19 protein-coding genes are annotated in these 19,170 nt (G+C 59.6%); 14 read left to right on the top strand and 5 right to left on the bottom strand.

The window, feature by feature from the left end:
- The first annotated feature begins 210 nt into the window (after window positions 1–210).
- The 9 genes from glpK to map all read left to right on the top strand — a co-directional run bounded on the left by glpK (window position 211) and on the right by map (window position 8,126).
- Window positions 211–1,704 carry a glycerol kinase GlpK gene (gene glpK / locus BJ928_RS18355; RefSeq protein WP_047632238.1) on the top strand — a complete coding sequence of 498 codons (1,494 nt, stop codon included), beginning with the start codon at window positions 211–213 and terminating at the stop codon, window positions 1,702–1,704.
- A gap of 187 nt (window positions 1,705–1,891) precedes the next feature.
- Window positions 1,892–2,626, top strand: a complete 735-nt coding sequence (locus tag BJ928_RS18360) for a hypothetical protein (RefSeq protein ID WP_047632235.1) — start codon at window positions 1,892–1,894, stop codon at window positions 2,624–2,626.
- A 270-nt stretch (window positions 2,627–2,896) separates the two neighbouring features.
- Complete coding sequence (locus BJ928_RS18365; RefSeq protein WP_047632233.1) at window positions 2,897–3,949, top strand: serine hydrolase; 1,053 nt, start codon at window positions 2,897–2,899, stop codon at window positions 3,947–3,949.
- Window positions 3,950–4,013: 64 nt separating this feature from the next.
- The gene (locus BJ928_RS18370) at window positions 4,014–4,388 is read left to right on the top strand and encodes a YciI family protein (RefSeq protein WP_047632229.1); all 375 of its coding nucleotides are present in this window, start codon (window positions 4,014–4,016) and stop codon (window positions 4,386–4,388) included.
- Window positions 4,385–5,641, top strand: coding sequence for an RNA polymerase sigma factor (locus BJ928_RS18375; RefSeq protein WP_047632226.1), 1,257 nt, complete (start codon window positions 4,385–4,387; stop codon window positions 5,639–5,641). The genes BJ928_RS18370 and BJ928_RS18375 overlap by 4 nt, the downstream gene beginning before the upstream one ends.
- Before the next feature lie 100 nt (window positions 5,642–5,741).
- Window positions 5,742–6,212, top strand: coding sequence for an SRPBCC family protein (locus BJ928_RS18380; RefSeq protein WP_047632224.1), 471 nt, complete (start codon window positions 5,742–5,744; stop codon window positions 6,210–6,212).
- 30 nt (window positions 6,213–6,242) lie between these two features.
- Window positions 6,243–6,671: a DoxX family protein gene (locus tag BJ928_RS18385; protein WP_047632221.1), complete on the top strand. Its 429-nt coding sequence runs from the start codon at window positions 6,243–6,245 to the stop codon at window positions 6,669–6,671.
- Window positions 6,672–6,722: 51 nt separating this feature from the next.
- Window positions 6,723–7,235 (top strand): GNAT family protein, encoded by a 513-nt coding sequence (locus BJ928_RS18390; RefSeq protein ID WP_047632219.1) that lies wholly within the window; start codon window positions 6,723–6,725, stop codon window positions 7,233–7,235.
- Window positions 7,236–7,373: 138 nt separating this feature from the next.
- On the top strand, window positions 7,374–8,126 hold the full coding sequence (gene map, locus BJ928_RS18395) for a type I methionyl aminopeptidase (protein ID WP_047632216.1): 753 nt from the start codon (window positions 7,374–7,376) through the stop codon (window positions 8,124–8,126).
- A 30-nt stretch (window positions 8,127–8,156) separates the two neighbouring features.
- Here the strand turns inward: map and BJ928_RS18400 are convergent, their stop codons facing one another.
- A complete protein-coding gene (locus tag BJ928_RS18400) occupies window positions 8,157–8,741 on the bottom strand; it encodes a PadR family transcriptional regulator (protein ID WP_047632384.1) in 585 nt (194 codons plus the stop codon).
- A 432-nt stretch (window positions 8,742–9,173) separates the two neighbouring features.
- Between BJ928_RS18400 and sbmA the strand changes: the two genes are divergently transcribed.
- Window positions 9,174–10,439 carry a peptide antibiotic transporter SbmA gene (gene sbmA / locus BJ928_RS18405; RefSeq protein WP_047632213.1) on the top strand — a complete coding sequence of 422 codons (1,266 nt, stop codon included), beginning with the start codon at window positions 9,174–9,176 and terminating at the stop codon, window positions 10,437–10,439.
- Between the two features lie 227 nt (window positions 10,440–10,666).
- Here sbmA and BJ928_RS18410 read toward each other — a convergent pair whose 3' ends face one another.
- Window positions 10,667–11,647, bottom strand: a complete 981-nt coding sequence (locus tag BJ928_RS18410) for a polysaccharide deacetylase (RefSeq protein WP_047632211.1) — start codon at window positions 11,645–11,647, stop codon at window positions 10,667–10,669.
- 178 nt (window positions 11,648–11,825) lie between these two features.
- On the opposite strand from BJ928_RS18410, the gene BJ928_RS18415 reads away from it, so the two are divergent.
- The 3 genes from BJ928_RS18415 (at window position 11,826) to der (ending at window position 14,631) form a co-directional block, all read left to right on the top strand.
- On the top strand, window positions 11,826–12,407 hold the full coding sequence (locus BJ928_RS18415; RefSeq protein WP_047632208.1) for an NnrU family protein: 582 nt from the start codon (window positions 11,826–11,828) through the stop codon (window positions 12,405–12,407).
- A gap of 101 nt (window positions 12,408–12,508) precedes the next feature.
- Complete coding sequence (locus BJ928_RS18420; protein ID WP_047632206.1) at window positions 12,509–13,192, top strand: tetratricopeptide repeat protein; 684 nt, start codon at window positions 12,509–12,511, stop codon at window positions 13,190–13,192.
- Window positions 13,193–13,203: 11 nt separating this feature from the next.
- A complete protein-coding gene (gene der / locus BJ928_RS18425; protein ID WP_047632204.1) occupies window positions 13,204–14,631 on the top strand; it encodes a ribosome biogenesis GTPase Der in 1,428 nt (475 codons plus the stop codon).
- Window positions 14,632–14,685: 54 nt separating this feature from the next.
- Here der and BJ928_RS18430 read toward each other — a convergent pair whose 3' ends face one another.
- Complete coding sequence (locus tag BJ928_RS18430; RefSeq protein ID WP_047632201.1) at window positions 14,686–15,126, bottom strand: MarR family transcriptional regulator; 441 nt, start codon at window positions 15,124–15,126, stop codon at window positions 14,686–14,688.
- 498 nt (window positions 15,127–15,624) lie between these two features.
- Here BJ928_RS18430 and BJ928_RS18435 point away from each other — a divergent pair, with 498 nt between their 5' ends.
- On the top strand, window positions 15,625–16,821 hold the full coding sequence (locus tag BJ928_RS18435; RefSeq protein WP_047632199.1) for an FkbM family methyltransferase: 1,197 nt from the start codon (window positions 15,625–15,627) through the stop codon (window positions 16,819–16,821).
- A 52-nt stretch (window positions 16,822–16,873) separates the two neighbouring features.
- Here the strand turns inward: BJ928_RS18435 and BJ928_RS18440 are convergent, their stop codons facing one another.
- A complete protein-coding gene (locus tag BJ928_RS18440; RefSeq protein WP_047632197.1) occupies window positions 16,874–17,980 on the bottom strand; it encodes a glycosyltransferase family 1 protein in 1,107 nt (368 codons plus the stop codon).
- 225 nt (window positions 17,981–18,205) lie between these two features.
- Window positions 18,206–19,123 (bottom strand): sugar kinase, encoded by a 918-nt coding sequence (locus BJ928_RS18445; protein WP_120296631.1) that lies wholly within the window; start codon window positions 19,121–19,123, stop codon window positions 18,206–18,208.
- Between the last annotated feature and the right edge of the window lie 47 nt (window positions 19,124–19,170).

Raw genomic sequence — 19,170 nt, forward strand, 5'->3', positions numbered from 1 at the left:
CTTTCTGCTGCAATGCAAAACGGCTTGAGCCTAGTCCCAAACCGGCGGACATGGCAATCGTATTGCGCCGGCCGCCGTTGCAGTACCCGCGGACCTTGATGTCATGGACTGGAAAGCGCATCGCTTTGCAGAAATTTCGTTTTGCTTTCTTTTCACATTCGTTTTGCTCGCGTATCTGTTGTTTCCGGATGCAACAGGCGGGAGGATTGCATGAGCGGTTATGTCTTGGCGATCGATCAGGGAACGACGTCGACGCGGGCTATCGTTTTCGACGGCAAGATGAAGGTTGCCGGTGTCGGGCAGAAGGAATTCACCCAGCATTATCCGAAGCCCGGCTGGGTCGAGCACGATCCGGAAGAGATCTGGTCGTCCGTCCTCTTGACCGTCCGCAAAGCGATCGAAGCCGCCGGCATCACCGCCAAGGATATTGCAGCCATCGGCATCACCAACCAGCGCGAGACCGTCGTCGTCTGGGATCGCGACACCGGCAAGCCGATCCACAATGCCATCGTCTGGCAGGACCGCCGCACGGCGAGCTATTGCGAGAAGCTGAAGCGGCAGGACCTCGAAAAACTCTTTACACGCCGCACCGGCCTGCTGCTCGACCCCTATTTTTCCGGCACCAAGCTTTCCTGGCTGCTGACCAATGTGAAGGGCGCGCGTGCGCTTGCTGCCAAGGGCCGGCTTTGCTTCGGCACCGTCGACACCTTCCTGATTTGGCGGCTGACGGAGGGCAAGAGCTTCGTCACGGACGCCACCAATGCCTCGCGCACGCTGATGTACAATATCGGCGCCAACGAATGGGATGAGGAACTGCTGGATATTCTGCGCGTTCCCGCCGCGATGCTGCCCGAGGTGAAGGATTGCGCCGCAGATTTCGGCGTGACCGATGCTGCGCATTTCGGGGCCGAAATCCCGATCCTCGGTGTTGCCGGAGATCAGCAGGCGGCGACGATCGGCCAGGCCTGCTTCGAGCGCGGCATGATGAAATCCACTTATGGCACGGGCTGCTTTGCGCTGCTGAATACCGGCGGGGACATGGTGCGGTCGAAAAATCGCCTGCTGACCACAATCGCCTACAGGCTGAACAGCGAGACGACCTACGCACTTGAGGGATCGATCTTCATCGCAGGCGCCGCCGTGCAATGGCTGCGTGATGGCCTGAAGGCCATCCAGCGTGCGTCGGATTCCGGAGAATTGGCAGCCAGGGCCGATCCGCTGCAGGAGGTCTATCTGGTGCCGGCCTTCACCGGTCTCGGTGCTCCGCATTGGGACCCAGATGCGCGTGGCGCGATCTTCGGGCTGACGCGCAATACCGGGCCCGAGGAGATCGTCCGGGCGGCGCTGGAGGCTGTCTGCTACCAGTCGCGCGATCTCCTGGACGCCATGCACAAGGATTGGCGCAACGGCAGTGGACAGGACACAGTGCTGCGCGTCGACGGCGGCATGGTCGCCTCCGACTGGACGATGCAGCGGCTTGCCGATCTGCTGGACGCGCCGGTCGATCGCCCGACGATCCTCGAAACGACAGCGCTTGGCGCCGCCTGGCTTGCTGGCAGCCGCGCGGGCGTCTGGCCGGACCGCGCCGGCTTCGCCAAGGCCTGGGCGCGCGATCGCCGGTTCGAGCCCGCTATGGATGACAAGACCCGGAACGCGAAGCTCAAGGGGTGGAGGAACGCCGTGTCGCGGACGTTGAGCAGATAGCCGGCGTGATGACGCGCGCCGGGCGCTCACCATAGGTTATACCGCGCAAGATTTGTTCATTTTTCTTATATGAGAATATTTAGAGATACTCGTGTTGTCCGCGAATCGGAACGAAATGTTCCTGCTCGCATTTCACAAGGTAGATGCTTTTAGGGCCGATACCTTCTGAGAAACGACAAGGCGTTGGATGGCTGCTCGATTTAAGGAACTGAAGAGGCACATATACCGGCAGGTGAAATACCATGTAACCCGGCCCTTGCCGCCAATTCTGGCGGAGCCGTTTCAGAGCCCGGTTGTCGTGGTCGGGTCGGCGCCGGTGTCGAACAGGCCCGAAGGCTTCGACGGAACTTATCGGGTGATTACCATCAACGGTTCGCAAGTGGTACCGAAAAGCTGGGGCCGGGAAACGCCTGACGTCACGCTCGTACAATTCAACCAGATCGAAGGAACGAATACCAATGCCGTCGAAGTCCGCCGCGTGCTGAACGGCGAGCGGACGAAGATGCTTTATGTCCTGCTGTGGCGGAAAGAGTTTCAACGTCTGAAGGATGGCTTGCGGGCCTTCAACTACGACTACGACAAGCTCGAGATCGTCGACCGTTACAGGCGCATGGCGCTTCTGGATCGTATTGGGGGCCTGAACTGCACGGAAATGGGGGCGGACGACAAATGCTCGAATGGCATCAACGCCATTCTCTTTGCTCTCTATAACGGTGCGACTGCGGTCATCATCACTGGCATCAATCCAGCTTCCGGCGGGCATGTCTACAACAGGGAAAATCTCGCCCGATTGCATGTTCAGAAAGATCGCGAGGTTCTCGAGCGGCTTGTCGAACGCGGTTACCCTGTGTTCACCGCAGATCCGGCGGTATCGGAGTTGGTTGGCTTGCCGTTGTGGAAGGGCAGGGCGGACGACAGTTAGATGCTCCAATCGATGCCGACCGCAGGCGGTTTGGCTGGCAGAGCGGCTCGGTACCCAAATCAAGGCTAACGGAGCGAGCGTTTTCATCGGCGCCGTCGCGGAGCTTGATGTAAAGGTGGGGATGCTGACTATCAAGCGAAACGAGGCATAGCGCCTGCCGTTGCCAAGCATTAAGCCTGATGTCGAAAAAGATGAGCGGGGTTGTGCTCCGTCACCGAAAAGGCTGAATTCTTCGAGACGTCTGACAACGCTTGAAACAGGGCATCCGCTATGCGTTTGATCTCGCTGCTATTCGTCGCATTGCTGTCGGCTCCGGCGATGGCGCAGACAGTCCCTTCCGCGGAATGGGCGCATCCATCACCTCAGGCATCCGGATGGTCGGCGTCAAAGCTTGCCGAGGCGAAAGCTTTCGCCGACGGGCACGATATCAGCGCCGTTATGGTCGTTCAGCATGGGAAGGTTGTTGCCGAATGGGGAAATACTGACAAACCGATGGAATTGGCGTCCATCCGCAAGAGTCTCCTTGACGCGCTGATCGGGATCGCGGTGGCGCAGCACAAGATCGATCCTGGGACCACGCTTCAGCAAGCCGATATCGACGATAAGCCGCCGTCGCTGTCCGCGCAGGAAAAGCAGGCGACGATCCGGATGCTGCTGGAGGCGCGGTCCGGAATCTATCACCCGGCGCTCTACGAGACGAAAGCCATGGCGGCGGCGCGGCCCGAACGCTTCAGCCATGCGCCGGGAACCTTCTGGTATTACAACAACTGGGATTTCAACGCCCTCGGAACGATCTACGAGAAAGCGATCGGCATTTCGATCTATGATGCCTTCGAAAACCAAATCGCCCGCAAGATCGGCATGCAGGATTACGACCCGCGCGCTCAACATAAATTCTTCGGGGCGGCATCGATCCATCCCGCCTACACATTTCGAATGAGCACGCGTGATCTTGCCCGCTTTGCGCTTCTCTTTCTCGATGGCGGCCGCTGGAACGGTGAGCAGATCATTCCCGAGTCCTGGGTGCGTGAAAGCACGACACCTCATTCGGATGCCGACCATGGGTTGGGCTACGGTTATCTTTGGTGGACGGGGGACGCGGCATCGCCGGCCCCAAAAAATGTTGGCGAGAACGTATTTCACCTTCCGGCCGGCTCCTATTTTGCCTGGGGAGCGGGCGGGCAATATGCTTTCGTCGTTCCGCATGACGATCTGGTCATCGTCGAGCGCACGGACCGCGATCTCAAGATGCCATCTCCCCGTTTGCACGAAGTGGCTGGCTTGATCGACCGCATTTGCCAGGCCGGTCATCTCGAGCAGTAATTTTTTGACGCGGCCTGTCGGTGCGGGTGATATTCCTTCGTCTTTACAGGAGAAGGAAGTCCTCATGCTCTATGCGATCCTATGCTACAACGACGAAGATACCGTATTTGCCTGGTCCAAGGACCAGGAGGCGGCAACCATGGCGCGGCTGCTTGCCGTACAGACGCCGCTTGCCGAGGCCGGCAAACTTGGCCCAGTCGCGCGTCTGATGCCGACGACGGCGGCGACGACCTTGCGCAAAGGCAAGAACGAGCCGCTGGTTATCGACGGCCCCTTTGCCGAAACGAAGGAACAGTTGCTGGGCTTCTACGTCATCGACTTCGAAACACTTGACGAGGCGATTGAATTCTCGAAGGAGCTTGCCGTGGCCAATCCCGGCGCCGGCTCTTACGAAATCCGTCCACTCTACGTATTCAGGCCAGGGACGATTGCCACATGACCGACATTGCCTGGATCGACATTGCGCTCACCAATGCCCGGCCGCAGGTGCTGGGCGCGCTGCTGCGCTATTTCCGCAATCTCGATACCGCCGAGGAGGCCTTTCAGGAGGCCTGCCTCAGGGCCTTGAAGACCTGGCCCGACAAGGGGCCGCCGCGTGATCCCATTGCCTGGCTGATCTTCGTCGGACGCAATAGCGGCATCGATACGGTGCGCAAACAGGCGAAATTGCAGAGCCTGCCGGATGAGGAAGCGATTTCCGATACAAGCGATGCGGAAAGCGATCTTGCCGAACGGCTGGATGGCTCCGGCTATCGTGACGACATTCTCCGGCTGCTGTTCATCTGCTGTCATCCGGATCTGCCGGCAACGCAGCAGATCGCGCTGGCGCTGCGCATCGTCTCCGGCCTTTCGGTGCCGCAGATCGCGCGTGCCTTCCTGGTCAGCGAAAGCGCGATGGAGCAGCGCATCACCCGGGCGAAGGCGCGCGTGGCCGCAGCCGGCGTACCTTTCGAAACGCCGGGCGCGGTGGAGCGAAGCGAGCGGCTGGCTCTCGTCAGCGCCATGATCTACCTCATCTACAACGAGGGATATTCGGCCGGCGGTACGCATCGCGAGGCTGCGGCCTTTGCCGATGAGGCGATCCGTCTCGGCCGGCTGCTTTTGCGGATTTTTCCCGCCGAGCCGGAAACCATGGCGCTGCTGGCGCTGATGCTTCTCCAGCAATCGCGCAAGGCAGCGCGGTTCGACACGGATGGACAGATTGTTCTCCTCGAGGACCAGGATCGTTCGCTCTGGGATCGGACATCGATAGACGAGGCGCTCGCGCTTCTCGACAAGGCGATCCGCCATCGCCGGCCCGGCCCCTATCAGGTGCAGGCGGCAATCGCGGCGCTGCATTCCCGAGCAAAGCGGGCCGAGGATACGGACTGGGAGGAGATCAATCTTCTCTATCAGATGCTGGAGCGGCTGACGCCGTCTCCCGTCGTCACGCTCAATCGTTCGGTCGCGCTTTCGAAACTCAAGGGGCCGGAAGCGGCGCTGGCGCTGATTGCGCCGCTGGAGGCGCAGCTCGACAGCTATTTCTATTTTCACGGCGTCAGGGGCGCCCTGCTCGCGCAGCTCGGCCGCTCGCAGGAAGCGCGTGTCGCTTTCGACAGGGCGATCGCGCTTGCTCGCTCGCCCGCCGAAGCAGCCCATATCCGCCATCAGCTCGATCGCCTGAGTGTGGATGCCGTTGTCACTGCAAAATAATCGAAAAATTTGCCTCTGTGCTGTCGGGAAGCGACGGTCATGAACGTCATGAGAGTATAGGCCGCGCAGGCCACACCAAACCGCAACAAGGAACAGCACCATGACCGAACAAACCCAACGCCACGAACTCTCCTTGACACGGGTCATCGACGCACCGCGCGAGAAGATCTTCCGGTGCTGGACCGAGGCCGACCTTTTGAAACAATGGTTTGCGCCGCTGCCGTGGACGGTATCCGAGGCCAAGATCGATCTTCGTGCGGGTGGTGCAAGCTCGATCACCATGCGCAGCCCAGAAGGCGAGGATTATCCGGGCAACGGCGTCTATCTGGAAGTCGTTCCCAATGAACGGATCGTCTTCACCGACGCCTTCACCAGCGCCTGGGTGCCGTCGGCGAAACCCTTCATGGTGGTGACGATCCAGCTCGATGATCTCGGTGACGGCAAGACCCGCTATACTGCGACCGTCCTGCACTGGTCGGCCGAAGATCGCGACGCGCATGAGAAAATGGGCTTCCATCAGGGATGGGCTCAATGTGCCGATCAACTCGCCGCCTTGGCGGCCAAGATCTGAATTTCCGATAGAATTCCGGGGGATATAACAATGTCTTATGCAGTCGATTCATCCGTGCCTTCCGTCACGCGCGCCCAGCGCGTGGCCGGCATGATCCTTAGCGGGCTCATCATCGCCTTTCTCGTCTTCGACGGTGTGATCAAGCTTATTCCGCTCCCAGTCGTTACGGAGACGATGGCGGGGCTCGGCTATTCCGCCGATCCATCGCTTGCGCGGCTGCTCGGCGTCATCACGCTCGGCTGCGCCATTCTCTATGCGATCCCGAGAACGTCCGTCCTCGGTGCAATCCTGCTGACGGGTCTCCTTGGCGGAGCGATGGCGACGCATCTGAGGGTCGGCAGCCCGATCTTCTCGCATCTGCTGTTCGGCGTCTATGTCGGCGTGATCGCGTGGGGCGGACTTTATCTTCGCTATGAAGCGGTTCGGAAAATGATTCCGTTCTTTCAGCGAAGCTTTTGATTTCGGATTCGATTTGATAAGGCTCGCTGCCTTGAACAGAGGGAGCGAGCCATGCCGCATGTGATCATCGCGCCGGTCAGGCAATCGGACGCGGACGAACTGATCGCCGCCAATATCGCCAGCCGCGCCCATCACGTCCCCTGGGCCTATCCCTTTCTCGATCGCGACGGTTTCGACGCCTGGTTCGGCCAGACGGTGACGGGGCCGAATATAGGTCTCGTGGCGCGTGATCCCGGCTCCGGTGGCATCGTCGGCGTCGTCAATATCAGCCAGATGGTCTGGGGCGGCTTTCGCAGCGCCTTTCTCGGCTATCACGGCATGACGGGTTTTGCCGGCCAGGGGTTTATGACGGAGGCCGTTCGCCTGGCTGTGGCGCATGGCTTCGATGCGGTCGGGTTGCATCGGCTGGAAGCCAATATCCAGCCGGGCAACCATTCTTCGATTGCGCTGGTCAGGCGTCTCGGTTTCCGCAAGGAAGGGTTTTCGCCCAAATATCTGAAGATCGGCGGCGTGTGGTGCGATCACGAGCGTTGGGCGTTGCTGTCGGACGATCCGCGCTCCTAAGCTCTTTCGGAATCCGAAAGCTGCGCTATCTGGCGTAAGGCCCAAAAAGCGATTGACTGTCGGGAGGGAAGGGGCGAAAGCGAGCTTGAGCCTCTCGCTGAGCCGTTGCCGAGAGTGCGAGGATGCCGGAAGCCATAGATGATCGTCTCGACTGAAGAAGAACTGAGCAAGCTGAAAGATATCGGCCGCATCTGCGCTAATGCGCTGCACGCGATGGCGGCGGCGCTCGAGCCGGGCATCACCACGCTGGAGCTGGATGCGATTGGCCGCAAGGTGCTGGAGGATGCCGGCGCGCAATCGGCGCCGGAGCTGGTTTACAAGTTTCCCGGCGCGACCTGCATCAGCGTCAACGAGGAAGTGGCGCACGGCATTCCCGGCCCGCGTATCATCAAGGCCGGGGACCTGGTCAATCTCGACGTATCGGCCGAAAAGGACGGCTTCTTTTCCGATACCGGCGCCTCCTTCACCGTGCCGCCGGTCAAGCCGAAGATCGAGCGTCTTTGCCGCGACGGCAAGCGGGCGCTGTGGGTCGGCCTCAATCAGGTGAAGAGCGGCGCGCCGATGGCGAAGATCGGGCAGGCCGTCGGCGCTTTCGCGCAGAAGAACCGCTATACGCTGATTGCCAATCTCGCCAGCCATGGCATCGGCCGTTCCCTGCACGAAGAGCCCGCCGAGGTTTCCACCTGGGCGGACCCTTCCGAGACCCGGATCATGGAGGATGGCCTGGTCTTCACCGTCGAGCCGTTTCTCTCGCTCGGTGCGACCTGGGCGGAGGGCGGCGACGATGCGTGGACGCTCTATGCCGATCCGCAGGCGCCCACGGTCCAGTACGAGCACACCATCATCGCTACCCGCAACGGGCCGATCATCCTGACTTTGCCGGACAAGTGAAGACCTCGGCCGGACAAGTGAAGACCCGGTTCAATCCTCGGTCTTCGGCTCGTCCTGGGCTTTCGTTTCGCCGCGAATGATATCGGCGGCGGCGCGTTCCAGGATTGCCGCGATGCGAGCGCCTTCGGCCTTGCTCCACGGGAACTTCGAACGAAGGGCTGAGCGCAGCAGATGGCGGGCGCGATGGACGTCGCCTGCGCCATGGCGATCGAACGGATTGTCACGGCCGTCCTCGTCACCGCCGTCGAAGACCTCGCGGACGCGGGCCATTTTTTCGCCGATGGAGGTGAGTTTGGCGAGCGTTACCTCGACCAGATCACGATTGTCGTCGACGCGCTTCTGGCCGCTTTCGGTAATGCGGTAGAGCTTTTTCGTGCCGCTGACTTCGACTTCGGCCTGGCCGGTCTCTTCGAGATAGGTGAGCGCCGGATAGATGACGCCCGGGCTTGGCACATAGAAGCCGCCGGAGCGCTCTTCGAAGGTCTTGATCAGTTCATAGCCGTGGCGCGGCTGCTCGGAGAGCAAAGCGAGGATGATCAGCTGCAGGTCGGCCGCATCGAACTTGCGGCCGGTGCGAAACCCGCCACCGAACATGCCGCCCTTGAAGCCTCTCATGAAGTCTCTCCTGTGCTCGCCGCGCGATTCACGGCTTCGACCATGTCGTAGGATATATGCCTCGACGATGTCAAAGCCATCTCCGTCCATATGGCGATCTCTAAAACCTCTCATGTCGTTTCTCCTTGAAGTGTGAGGGTTCATATCGTTAGTCATGTCGTAAGATATATATCGTAAGATAGTATTCTGCAAGGGGGCGATGTACGGAAGGAGGGATCGGCGGAAAGAGAGGCACCCTCACGGGGGACGTGCTCGTCCAATGGGTGAAAATTTGCCGCTGAACAACTGCATCACGATCATGGGATAAGCGGTTACATCTACGTAAGAATAGGGTTCCGCCGGTTGCCGCCCCCGGCGAACTGTCTTAGGCTCGCCGCAAATTGACGCCACTTTCGGTCCCGCTCAGAACCCGATCAAGGAAGCTTACCCGCCGTGTTCCACTCCTTCTTCCCGAATCCAAAACTATTTTTCATCTCGATGGTGGTCTGGACGCTTGCCTGTATCGCTGCCTGGTATCTCTTCTTTTCAAACCTCGGGACGCAGTTGGGCTTCGTCATGCCGGGAGAGGGAAAGGAGCCGTATGATCTCAGCTATTTCCTGCTGTGGGGAAATCTCTGGTTCTATGGGTTCTTTCTTGCCTGCATCATCATCTTTTGCGGTGCATGGCATATTCGCGCCTGGAACCATCCCTGGAAACTCTGGTCGCTCTGGGGTTCGGCGCTGATCATTCTGGTCACCTATTTTGGTGTTCAGGTCAGCGTGGTCATCAATAATTTTCGTCGTCCGTTTGGCGACCTTCTACAGGCGGCATTGACGAAACAGCCCGGTGTTACGACCGATAGCTTTTATTCGCTGATGATCATCTTCGCGCAGATCGCGTTCCTCAGTATGTTCGTTTCGATCCTGACGGACTTCTTCACAAGCCATTATATCTTCCGCTGGCGCACGGCCATGAACAATTTCTACATGTCGAAGTGGGAGAAACTGCGCCACATCGAGGGTGCCTCTCAGCGTGTGCAGGAAGATACGATGCGCTTCTCAAGCGTGCTGGAAGGTCTTGGCATCAGCTTGATCAATTCGGTCATGACCTTGATCGTGTTCCTGCCGATCCTGCTAGCGCTTTCGACCTACGTCACCGAACTGCCGATCATCGGCAAGATTCCTCATTCGCTCTTCTGGTTGGCGCTCTTCTGGTCGATTTTCGGCACGGTGCTGTTGGCCGTGGCCGGCATCAAGCTGCCGGGACTGAACTTCAAGAATCAACGCGTTGAAGCCGCCTATCGCAAAGAGCTGGTCTATGGCGAGGATCACGAGGATCGCGCACAGCCTACGACGGTGAAGGAGCTGTTCGCCAACGTGCGGCGGAACTACTTCCGCATTTATTTCCACTACGTCTATTTCAACGTCGCCCGCTATTTCTATCTGCAGGCCGATACGATGTTCGTGCTGTTCATGCTGGTGCCGACTTTCGTTGCCGGTGCGATCACGTATGGTATCTATCAGCAGATCGCCACGGCCTTCGGCCAAGTCAGCAATTCCTTCCAGTATCTCGTCAATTCCTGGACGACGATTATCGAGCTTCTGTCGATCCATAAGCGCTTGAAAGCCTTCGAAGCGGCGATCGACGATACGCCTCTGCCAAAGATCGATCAGACCTACTTGGAGCGCGAGGCGGGCGTCGTTCACGCAGACGGCTGACGAAAGAGGCTCTGAACCTCTTTCATTGGTCAGAAGATCCAGGCCGCCCTTGCCCTTAAGGAAGCCAGGGCGAGGGTGGGTTACGCTGTGATGTGAAGCAGTTCAGTATCCAGCCTTGTACAAGGGCTCATGGCGAGGATGCCGGCAAGGTCGTCTTGCACTGCTCGGGCATTCGTCGCTGCAAGCGACCGAGTGGGTCGCTCGCTCGGGCTTTGCCCGATCGCTCCTTACCCTTGCTGCGGCTTGCCGTGCGCCGCAATCAGCGGGATGGCTTCGGAATAGCTGACGCAGGCGACATCCTGTTTGTGGCAGACGTCGCTGACGAAGCGATCGAGGGCGCGCCAATAGGCGCCGTCGTTCATTTCGACGAAATGGAAGCCGAGCTGCAGCGGGATGCGCTCGCCGTCATATTGCTTGTTGAAGGCGGCTTCGAAGGCCGCAAGGGTGCGATCCTCATAGGTCTTGGCGTTCGCCTTGTCCTCGACGCCCTTGGAATGGCGGACATAGAGATTGTAGTCCATGCCGATGACCGGGCGCTGCTGGGGGCCTTCTGGGATCAATGGCAGGCCGAAGCGATAGATGCCGTCGACCACCTGCGGCAGGGCAGGTCCCTTGGTGACGAGGCTTGCATCATAGAGAAAGCCCATTTTCTTCTCGGCCGGGACGAGGCCGTCGCTGGTGGAGAGGTAGGGCGCGCGAAAGCCCTTGACGTCGTTGGTGGCGAAATCTTCCCAGCCTTGGGGTTCCTTGTCGGCAAGGCCGACATTCTTCCACGCATCGCGAAGGGCGACGCGCGCGTTCATGAATTCCTGGCTCCAGTCGGCCGCGCTCCAGCCCTTGCCATCAAAATGGCCGCAGGCATGGCTTGAGATGTCGTGGCCTTCCTGATGCGCCCCCCAGATGTTGGCGATGCGGGTGCGGACATCGTCTTCGCTTTTGGCGAAGCCGACATTCGACTTGCCCGGCCGCTGCTTCGGCCCCTGATAGGCCTTGGCCTGTGCCTTGTTCATCAGGAAGGTGCAGGAGAGAAAATAGGTGAAATGTGCGCCGTTGCGCGAAGCGATCTCGCGGCTCTTGGTCCAGAGCGCGTTGTCATGAGCGCCATCGAAGGAAATCATGACCAGTTGCTTGGGTTTGCCATCGGCCAAGGCCGCTGCGGGCAACCCTAAGGAAATGGCAAGGGAGAGACAGGTAGCTAAGCGAAACATGGGCACCGAATATTGATTGGGTCGAGCACGCGTTCCGGGGATTATCTGGCGATCTCGCATGGCGTGCTGCGGGTCGCCTCCTTCCTTTCGCCTAAATGCGGCGAAGCTGCGGTGATGCTGGCATTTTTTTACGGCAGCCGATAAGGATGTGACTACAAGACCATAGAGGATTTTATCCATGGCATTGCTCATTCTCGGCATTGTTCTTTTTCTCGGCCTCCATCTGATCCGCGTCGTGGCGCCCGGCCTCAGGGCCTCATTGATCGCGAGCCTCGGCGAGGGAGGCTGGAAGATTGCTTATTCTATCGCGAGCATCGTCGCGCTGATCGTGTTGATTTACGGCTTCGGTCAGGCGCGGGACATGACGCCGGTCTGGTCGCCACCGTTCTGGATGAGCCATATCACCATTCTTCTGATGCTGTTTGCGCTGATCTGTCTTGTCGCCTCGCTGCTGCCGGCGGGGCATATCGCAGTCAGGACGAAACATCCGATGGTGCTGTCGGTGAAGATCTGGGCGCTGGCGCATCTTCTGTCCAATGGCGACGGCGCGGCGATCCTGCTCTTTGCCGCTTTCCTCGCCTGGGGCGTGATCCTGCGGATTTCGCTGAAGCGGCGTGAACGGGCCGGCGAAATCACTCTGCGTCCCTTCGTCTCGGCGAAGTACGATCTCTATGCCATCGTCATCGGCGTCGTCGTCTGGGCATTGATCATTTGGAAGCTTCATGCGTGGATTATCGGGGTTTCGCCGCTCGTTATGTGACGATTTCTGCCATTCCCCCTTACATCAGCCGCAAAATGGAGTAGAAGGCCCAACTAACCCCTAAGCTTGTTGGAACTATTTGGCCTGGGCCGGAGACGAGAATGGCATTCAATGACGATAGCTTCATCCGCGAGGTGAACGAGGAACTGCGTTCGGACCAGTTGCGGTTCATATGGCGCCGTTTTGGCAAGCTCATCATCGGTTTGGCCGTGCTCATCGTTCTCGCCACGGCAGCCTATAGCGGCTATCGCTATTGGGCCGGCAATCAGGCTGGCAGTGGTGGCGATCAGTTCCTTGCCGCGCTGACGCTGGCCGACCAGAACAAGACAGACGAAGCGCTCGCCGCATTCGCAGCCATCGAAAAGGACGGCCCCGGTTCCTATCCGGTGCTGGCCCGCCTGCGCGCGGCAACGCTGCAGGCGCAGAAGGGTGACAAGGCTGCGGCCATTGCCGCCTTCTCGGCGATCGGCAAGCAGACGGACCTTCCGGTCGTGATCCGCGATGCGGCCCGCCTGCGCGCGGCTTATATTCTCGTCGATACCGGTACTTACGATCAGGTCGCTGCCGAGGCGCAGGAACTCGCCGTACCGGCCGATGCATTCCGCCACTCGGCCCGCGATGTTCTCGGCCTCGCCGCCTACAAGGCCGGCGATTTCGCCAAGGCTCGGCAATGGTTCCAGGCGATCGTCGATGATCCGCAGAGCCCACGCAACGTTGCCAACCGTGCCCAGATGCTGCTTGATCTCATCACTGCATCCGGCAAGGCTCCGGCTGCAAAAGGCTGAAGGATCGCTCAATGAGTTTTACGGTCGCGATCGTCGGTCGCCCGAATGTCGGCAAGTCCACGCTGTTCAACCGTCTGGTTGGCAAGAAGCTGGCGCTTGTCGACGATACGCCGGGCGTGACGCGTGACCGCCGCCCCGGTGACGCCAAGCTCATCGATCTGCGTTTCCGCATCGTCGATACCGCCGGTCTCGAAGAAGCCGGCGAGGAGACGCTGGAAGGCCGTATGCGCGCCCAGACGGAAGCGGCGATCGACGAAGCCGATCTGACGCTCTTCGTCGTCGATGCCAAGATGGGCCTGACCCATGTCGACAAGACGCTTGCCGAAATGCTGCGCAAGCGCGGCCGGCCCGTTGTGCTCGTTGCCAACAAATCCGAAGCGCGTGGCTCCGACAGCGGCTTTTACGATGCCTATACGCTCGGCCTTGGCGAGCCTTGCCCGATTTCGGCCGAACACGGCCAGGGCATGATGGATCTGCGCGACGCGATCGTCGAGGCGATCGGCCCCGAACGCGCTTTCCCGGAGGACGACGACGAGGCGGAGACGAATGTCAGCATTCCGCGCTCTGCCGCCGGCGAAGACGGCGAGGAGATTGACGAAGAGCCGGCCTATGATGACACGCGCCCGTTGCGCGTTGCGATCGTCGGCCGCCCGAATGCCGGCAAATCGACGCTCATCAACCGTTTCCTCGGCGAAGACAGGCTGCTGACTGGCCCGGAGGCCGGGATTACCCGCGATTCAATCTCCGTCGACTGGAGCTGGCGCGGCCGTACCGTCAAAATGTTCGACACGGCCGGCATGCGCCGCAAGGCCAAGGTGATCGAGAAGCTGGAGAAGCTCTCGGTCGCCGACACGCTGCGCGCCATCCGTTTCGCCGAAACCGTCGTCATCGTCTTTGACGCGACCATTCCCTTCGAGAAGCAGGATCTGCAGATCGTCGATCTCGTGATCCGCGAAGGTCGCGCCGCCGTGCTCGCCTTCAACAAGTGGGACATGATCGAGGATCGTCAGGCGGTGCTTGCCGACCTGCGTGAAAAGACCGACCGATTGCTGCCGCAGGCGCGCGGCATTCGCGCCATACCGATTGCCGGCCAGACGGGCGAGGGGCTTGATCGCCTCATGCAGGCGATCGTCGATACCGATAAAGTCTGGAACAAGCGTATCTCGACCGCGCGTCTCAACCGCTGGCTCGAGACGCAGCAGGTTCAGCATCCGCCACCGGCCGTCTCCGGCCGCCGCATCAAGCTCAAATACATGACGCAGGTAAAGGCGCGCCCGCCGGCCTTCATGATCTCCTGCACGCGTTCGGATGCGCTGCCGGAATCCTATGTGCGCTATCTGATCAATGGTCTGCGTGCGGATTTCACCATGCCTGGCGTGCCGATCCGCATCCACTTCCGGTCTTCGGAAAATCCCTACGAAAACAAGAAGAAGCGGTAGTTCGCTTCAGCGCCCCATCGCGAGATCGGGGGCGCGGGATCGCGGGCGCCTCGTTCAAGCTGCGTTTCTGTTCAGCGCTTCTCGCAGCGCCGTAATTTCCGCCTTCAGCCGCGCCAGTTCGTCGGCCGGTTGCTCGGTCGCATCGAGAATGCAGGGGGGGACGGCTGCCGCCTTCTTCTTCAATGCCCTGCCTTCGCTGGTCAGCTGAATCAGTACCTGGCGCTCGTCTTCCTTGCTGCGGATGCGCTTGATGAAGCCGGCAGCTTCCAGGCGTTTCAGAAGTGGCGTCAACGTGCTCGATTCCAGAAACAGCTTCTCGCCGATCCCGCCGACGGTCTGACCGTCTTCTTCCCACAGCGTCACCATGACGAGGTATTGCGGATAGGTGAGATTGAGCGCGTCCAGCATGGGCTTATAGAGCCTGTTCATCGCGTGGTTCGCCGAGTAAAGGGCGAAGCAGATGAAGTTATCCAGCTTTAACGGGTCGTCGGTCATCTCAAGTACTCCCTGAGAGGTCTCATGTAAGTCGTGCGATAAATAATTGTACACCCAAAATTATGCCCGGGCTACGGGTTTCTTCTGCTTTCCAAAAGAGCAGCCATGTCGAGGACCACGACTGTCGGTACCGCTCGGCAATCATGAGAGTCTTTAAAGCTGCCTTCTCGACGATACATTTCGTGTAGGCGAAAACGATAAATTGCAAAGATAGTTTCATCGGACTTCGTGCCGTCGACCATCGTAGTCTTGCGAATGATCGCATACCACCATTGTCAAAATCGGCCCGCATTGATGCAAAATGAAAGGAATATGCGACCACCGAGGACAGATTATGTCTCGTTTATACCGAACACGCCGATGTTGCCGTCAATTAAAAGTTGTTCTTGTCAAACATGGACTTAGTGGTCAATCTCGCGCCACATCGAAGTCCGGGCGGGATCTTTTTTGTCGAGGAGACATCCATTCCCGTCTCCGTCGTCAAGAAGGAAACTGACTTTGTTTTACTCCGAAATCGGACAGGTTGAGAAGATTCATGGCAATGAGCGCGTCTCCGCGAAGAAGGGGGAGGCGGGATGGGTGCTTTATGGTCCCTATGCGACCCTTTCTCCGGGGCGCTATGTCGTCGAATTTCATATCGAGGGCGATCCGTCGGTGCCTTCGGAAGCGGTCTGTTGCAGTATCGACGTCGCGACCGATTTCGGCACCCGGTTGCTGGCGCAAAAGCAGCTGACCGAAGCCGATTTGCGGCGATCGGACAAGCGTGTCGCACTCCAGTTCGATGTGGATGCTGAAGATGTCTTCGAGTTCCGGATTGCCTCGACCGGGATCGGATCGCTTGCAGCGCGCGCCCATCGTCCCCTCAAGCGGATTGACCGCCAAAGCGGCGAGATGCTGGACGTCATCCTGCCGGAACTCGTCAATCCGTTCTTCCAGGCTCATCTCAACGAGTTCAAGTTCTTCGAGAAGAACGGCTTTACCTTTCACGCCACGGCTCAGGAGATTATCGCGGAATTTTCGGGAACCCGATTCCACGTCAACAACATCGAGGACTTCCAGGTTCTGAGCGAGATTTTCATCCACAACGAGTACAATTTCATGACCGGGCGCGACAAGGTCGTCATCGATATCGGCATGAATGCCGGGCTGGCATCGCTCTTTCTGGCGCGGGACCCCTCGGTGCGGGAGATACATGCATTCGAGCCCTTTTCACTGCCCTATGCGAGAGCGCTGAAGAATTTCGCTCTGAATCCGACGACCGCGGGCAAGATCAAGCCGAACCAGTTCGGATTGGGTGAGAGGGACGAACAGATGGAGGTCATGGTCCGCTCTGATGCGACGATCGGCATTTCCGTTAGGGGGGCAGATACGGGCAAGCCGGAAAAGATTCATATCAAGGAGGCAGCCGGCATCATCGGTCCGCTCGCGGAGCACGCACGCACTGCTGACATGGATGTCGTCATCAAGATGGACTGCGAGGGATCGGAGTTTGGAATTTTTGACACTCTGGCGAGGCATGGCCTTTTTGGGTCGATCAACGCCATGGTGATCGAATGGCATAAATGGTGGTCCAAGGATAAAAACCAGATGACGCTGATCGCTCCGTTGCTCGATGCCGGCTTCATCGTGTTGGACAAGACGCAACTATCCAACCCCCATGCGGGGCTGTGCTATGCCGTCAGGGCGGCTCGCTGATCGCTGAAGGGAAGGCGGCGTCAGTTTCCCCTGGATGTCGATCCCTTACGGCCTAATCGTGGTGGGCGAGCAACCGACCGCGATGATTGGCAACCCGGACATTGCCGATGAACTGGGTGGTGGCGGCTTCCCAGGAATAGTTGAGCGCCAAGGAGCGCGCTGCCTCGCGGGAGCAGGAGAGGGCGGCAAGACAGGCTGTCGCAAGATCGGCATCCACGACGCCGGCCGTCCTGTCTCCTCCCAGAATGTCCGCGGGTCCTGTCACGGGATAGGCGGCGACCGGGACACCGCTTGCGAGCGCTTCCAGAATGGCATTGCCGAAGGTGTCGGTCTTCGAAGGGAAGACGAAGACGTCGGCCTGCGAATAGGCGTGGGCCAGTTCCTCGCCGAACTTTGCTCCCAGAAAATGTACGTCCGGATAGAGCTTCTGCAGTTCCGCCCGCGCGGGGCCATCGCCGACCACCACTTTCGATCCGGGTAGATCGAGAGCGAGAAAGGCGGGAAGGTTTTTCTCAAGCGCCACGCGGCCGACGGTCATGAAGATCGGGCGGGGCAGGCCGAAGGGGGTATCTTCGAGGGCGTGTGGCTGGAAAAGGTGGGAATCAATCCCGCGGCTCCAGGGCAGCAGGTTGCGGATACCGCGCAGCTTGAGCTCGCTCGCAAGGCTGGGCGTCGCCACCATGCAGCCATATCCGGCATTGTGAAACCATTTGACGAAGGCATAGAGCCAGCTTTCCGGTATCGGCAAGCGCGCCGCGACATATTCGGGAAAGCGGGTGTGATAGCTCGTCGAAAAGGGCATGCCGTTTCGCAGGCACCAGCGCCGCGCTGTGAGGCCGAGGGGGCCTTCCGTGGCAATGTGTACGTAGGTCGGTCGCATCGCCTCTATCCTGGAGGCGACCTTGCGGTAGCTTGCGATCGAAAGCCGGATTTCCGGATAGGTTGGGCAGGGGATGTTGCGAAAACCATCCGGCGTGATCATCGAAACTTCGACGCCCATGCGCACCAGTTCCCGGTTGGTATTCTCGATCGAGCGGACGACGCCGTTGACCTGCGGATGCCAGGCATCGCTGACGATGAGCAGCCGTTCGGGTACCGCGACAGGTGTCGCCGCCTGCGCCCAGGTGGTTTGATCGATGTCTGACAAGCGTTGCAACATGCCCAAAACAGTCCATCCGCACCGCATCCTCATGATGACGGTGCCAGCGATTGCGGTGCTTCAAACATGATTCCCGCGCCCAACCTATTGTGGGGCGTGTCCATGATGGAAATATTACAGCGTCTAGAGCGGTTCAGCTCCTCACGGAATCTCTGAACCGCTCCATCTCTTTGCTTTCACGCAATTCCGGACGGAAAACCGCTGCGCGCTTTTCCTGGAATTGCTTTAGCGGATGGATTTCAGCTTCTCGGGCGCAACGAGCGCGCCATATTCCTGAATGACTTTTGCTGCGATCTTGGCTGCGAAACCGGCGGCGGCAACCGCATCCCGATGCTGGAGATAGTGGGCCAGAAACGCGCCGTTGAAGCTGTCACCGGCACTGGTGGTGTCGATGACCTTGGCAACCTTGACCGCCGGAACCAGCGTTTCGTCGGTGCCGTCGCCAATGGTTGCGCCATCCGGGCCATTTTTTACGACGACCATATTGGCGCCGTACTGCCGATAGCGGCGAATGGTCGTGGCGATCGAGTCGTCACCGAAGTGAATGGCCTCGTCGTCGAAGCTCGGCATGACGAGTGTCGCGGCGCCGGCGCCTTCCGAAATCATGGTGTGCATGGCGTCGAGGCTCGACCACAGGCGCGGACGCAGATTCGGATCGAAGGCGACGAGCTTGCCGACAGCCTTTGCGCGGCGCAGTTCAGCAAGCAGCGTGAAGGCATCCTCGCGCGGCAGGATCGCCAGCGTAATGCCCGAGAAATAGAGGACGTCGGATACTTCTATCGCAGCGCGCAAGACGTCGCCGTCGGCGGCAAGCTGGCGGGCGGCGGAGCTATCGCGCCAATAGCTGAAGGAGCGTTCGCCGTCCTTCAGATTGATCATATAGAGGCCGGGCGTCTTGCCGCGAAGACGCCGGATGCTTGCTGTGCCGATGCCGCCGCCGCCCATGAAGGCGATCATTTCGTCGGACATGGCGTCGTCGCCGAGCGCGGTGAAATAGTCGATCGACCAGTCTGCGGGCAGGCAGGCATGCGCATACCAGGCGGTGTTGAAGGTGTCGCCGGCAAACCCCTTGCGCAGGTGCCCGTCATCGGCCTGCGACAGTTCCACCATGCATTCGCCGATCGATAGAAAACGCCCGCCCAAGATTTCCTCCTGCATTTGCCTCGGTGCTGCATACGCGCAAGCGGCGG

Source organism: Rhizobium sp. WW_1, assembly GCF_003610155.1.
GTDB classification, from domain to species: domain Bacteria; phylum Pseudomonadota; class Alphaproteobacteria; order Rhizobiales; family Rhizobiaceae; genus Rhizobium; species Rhizobium tropici_A.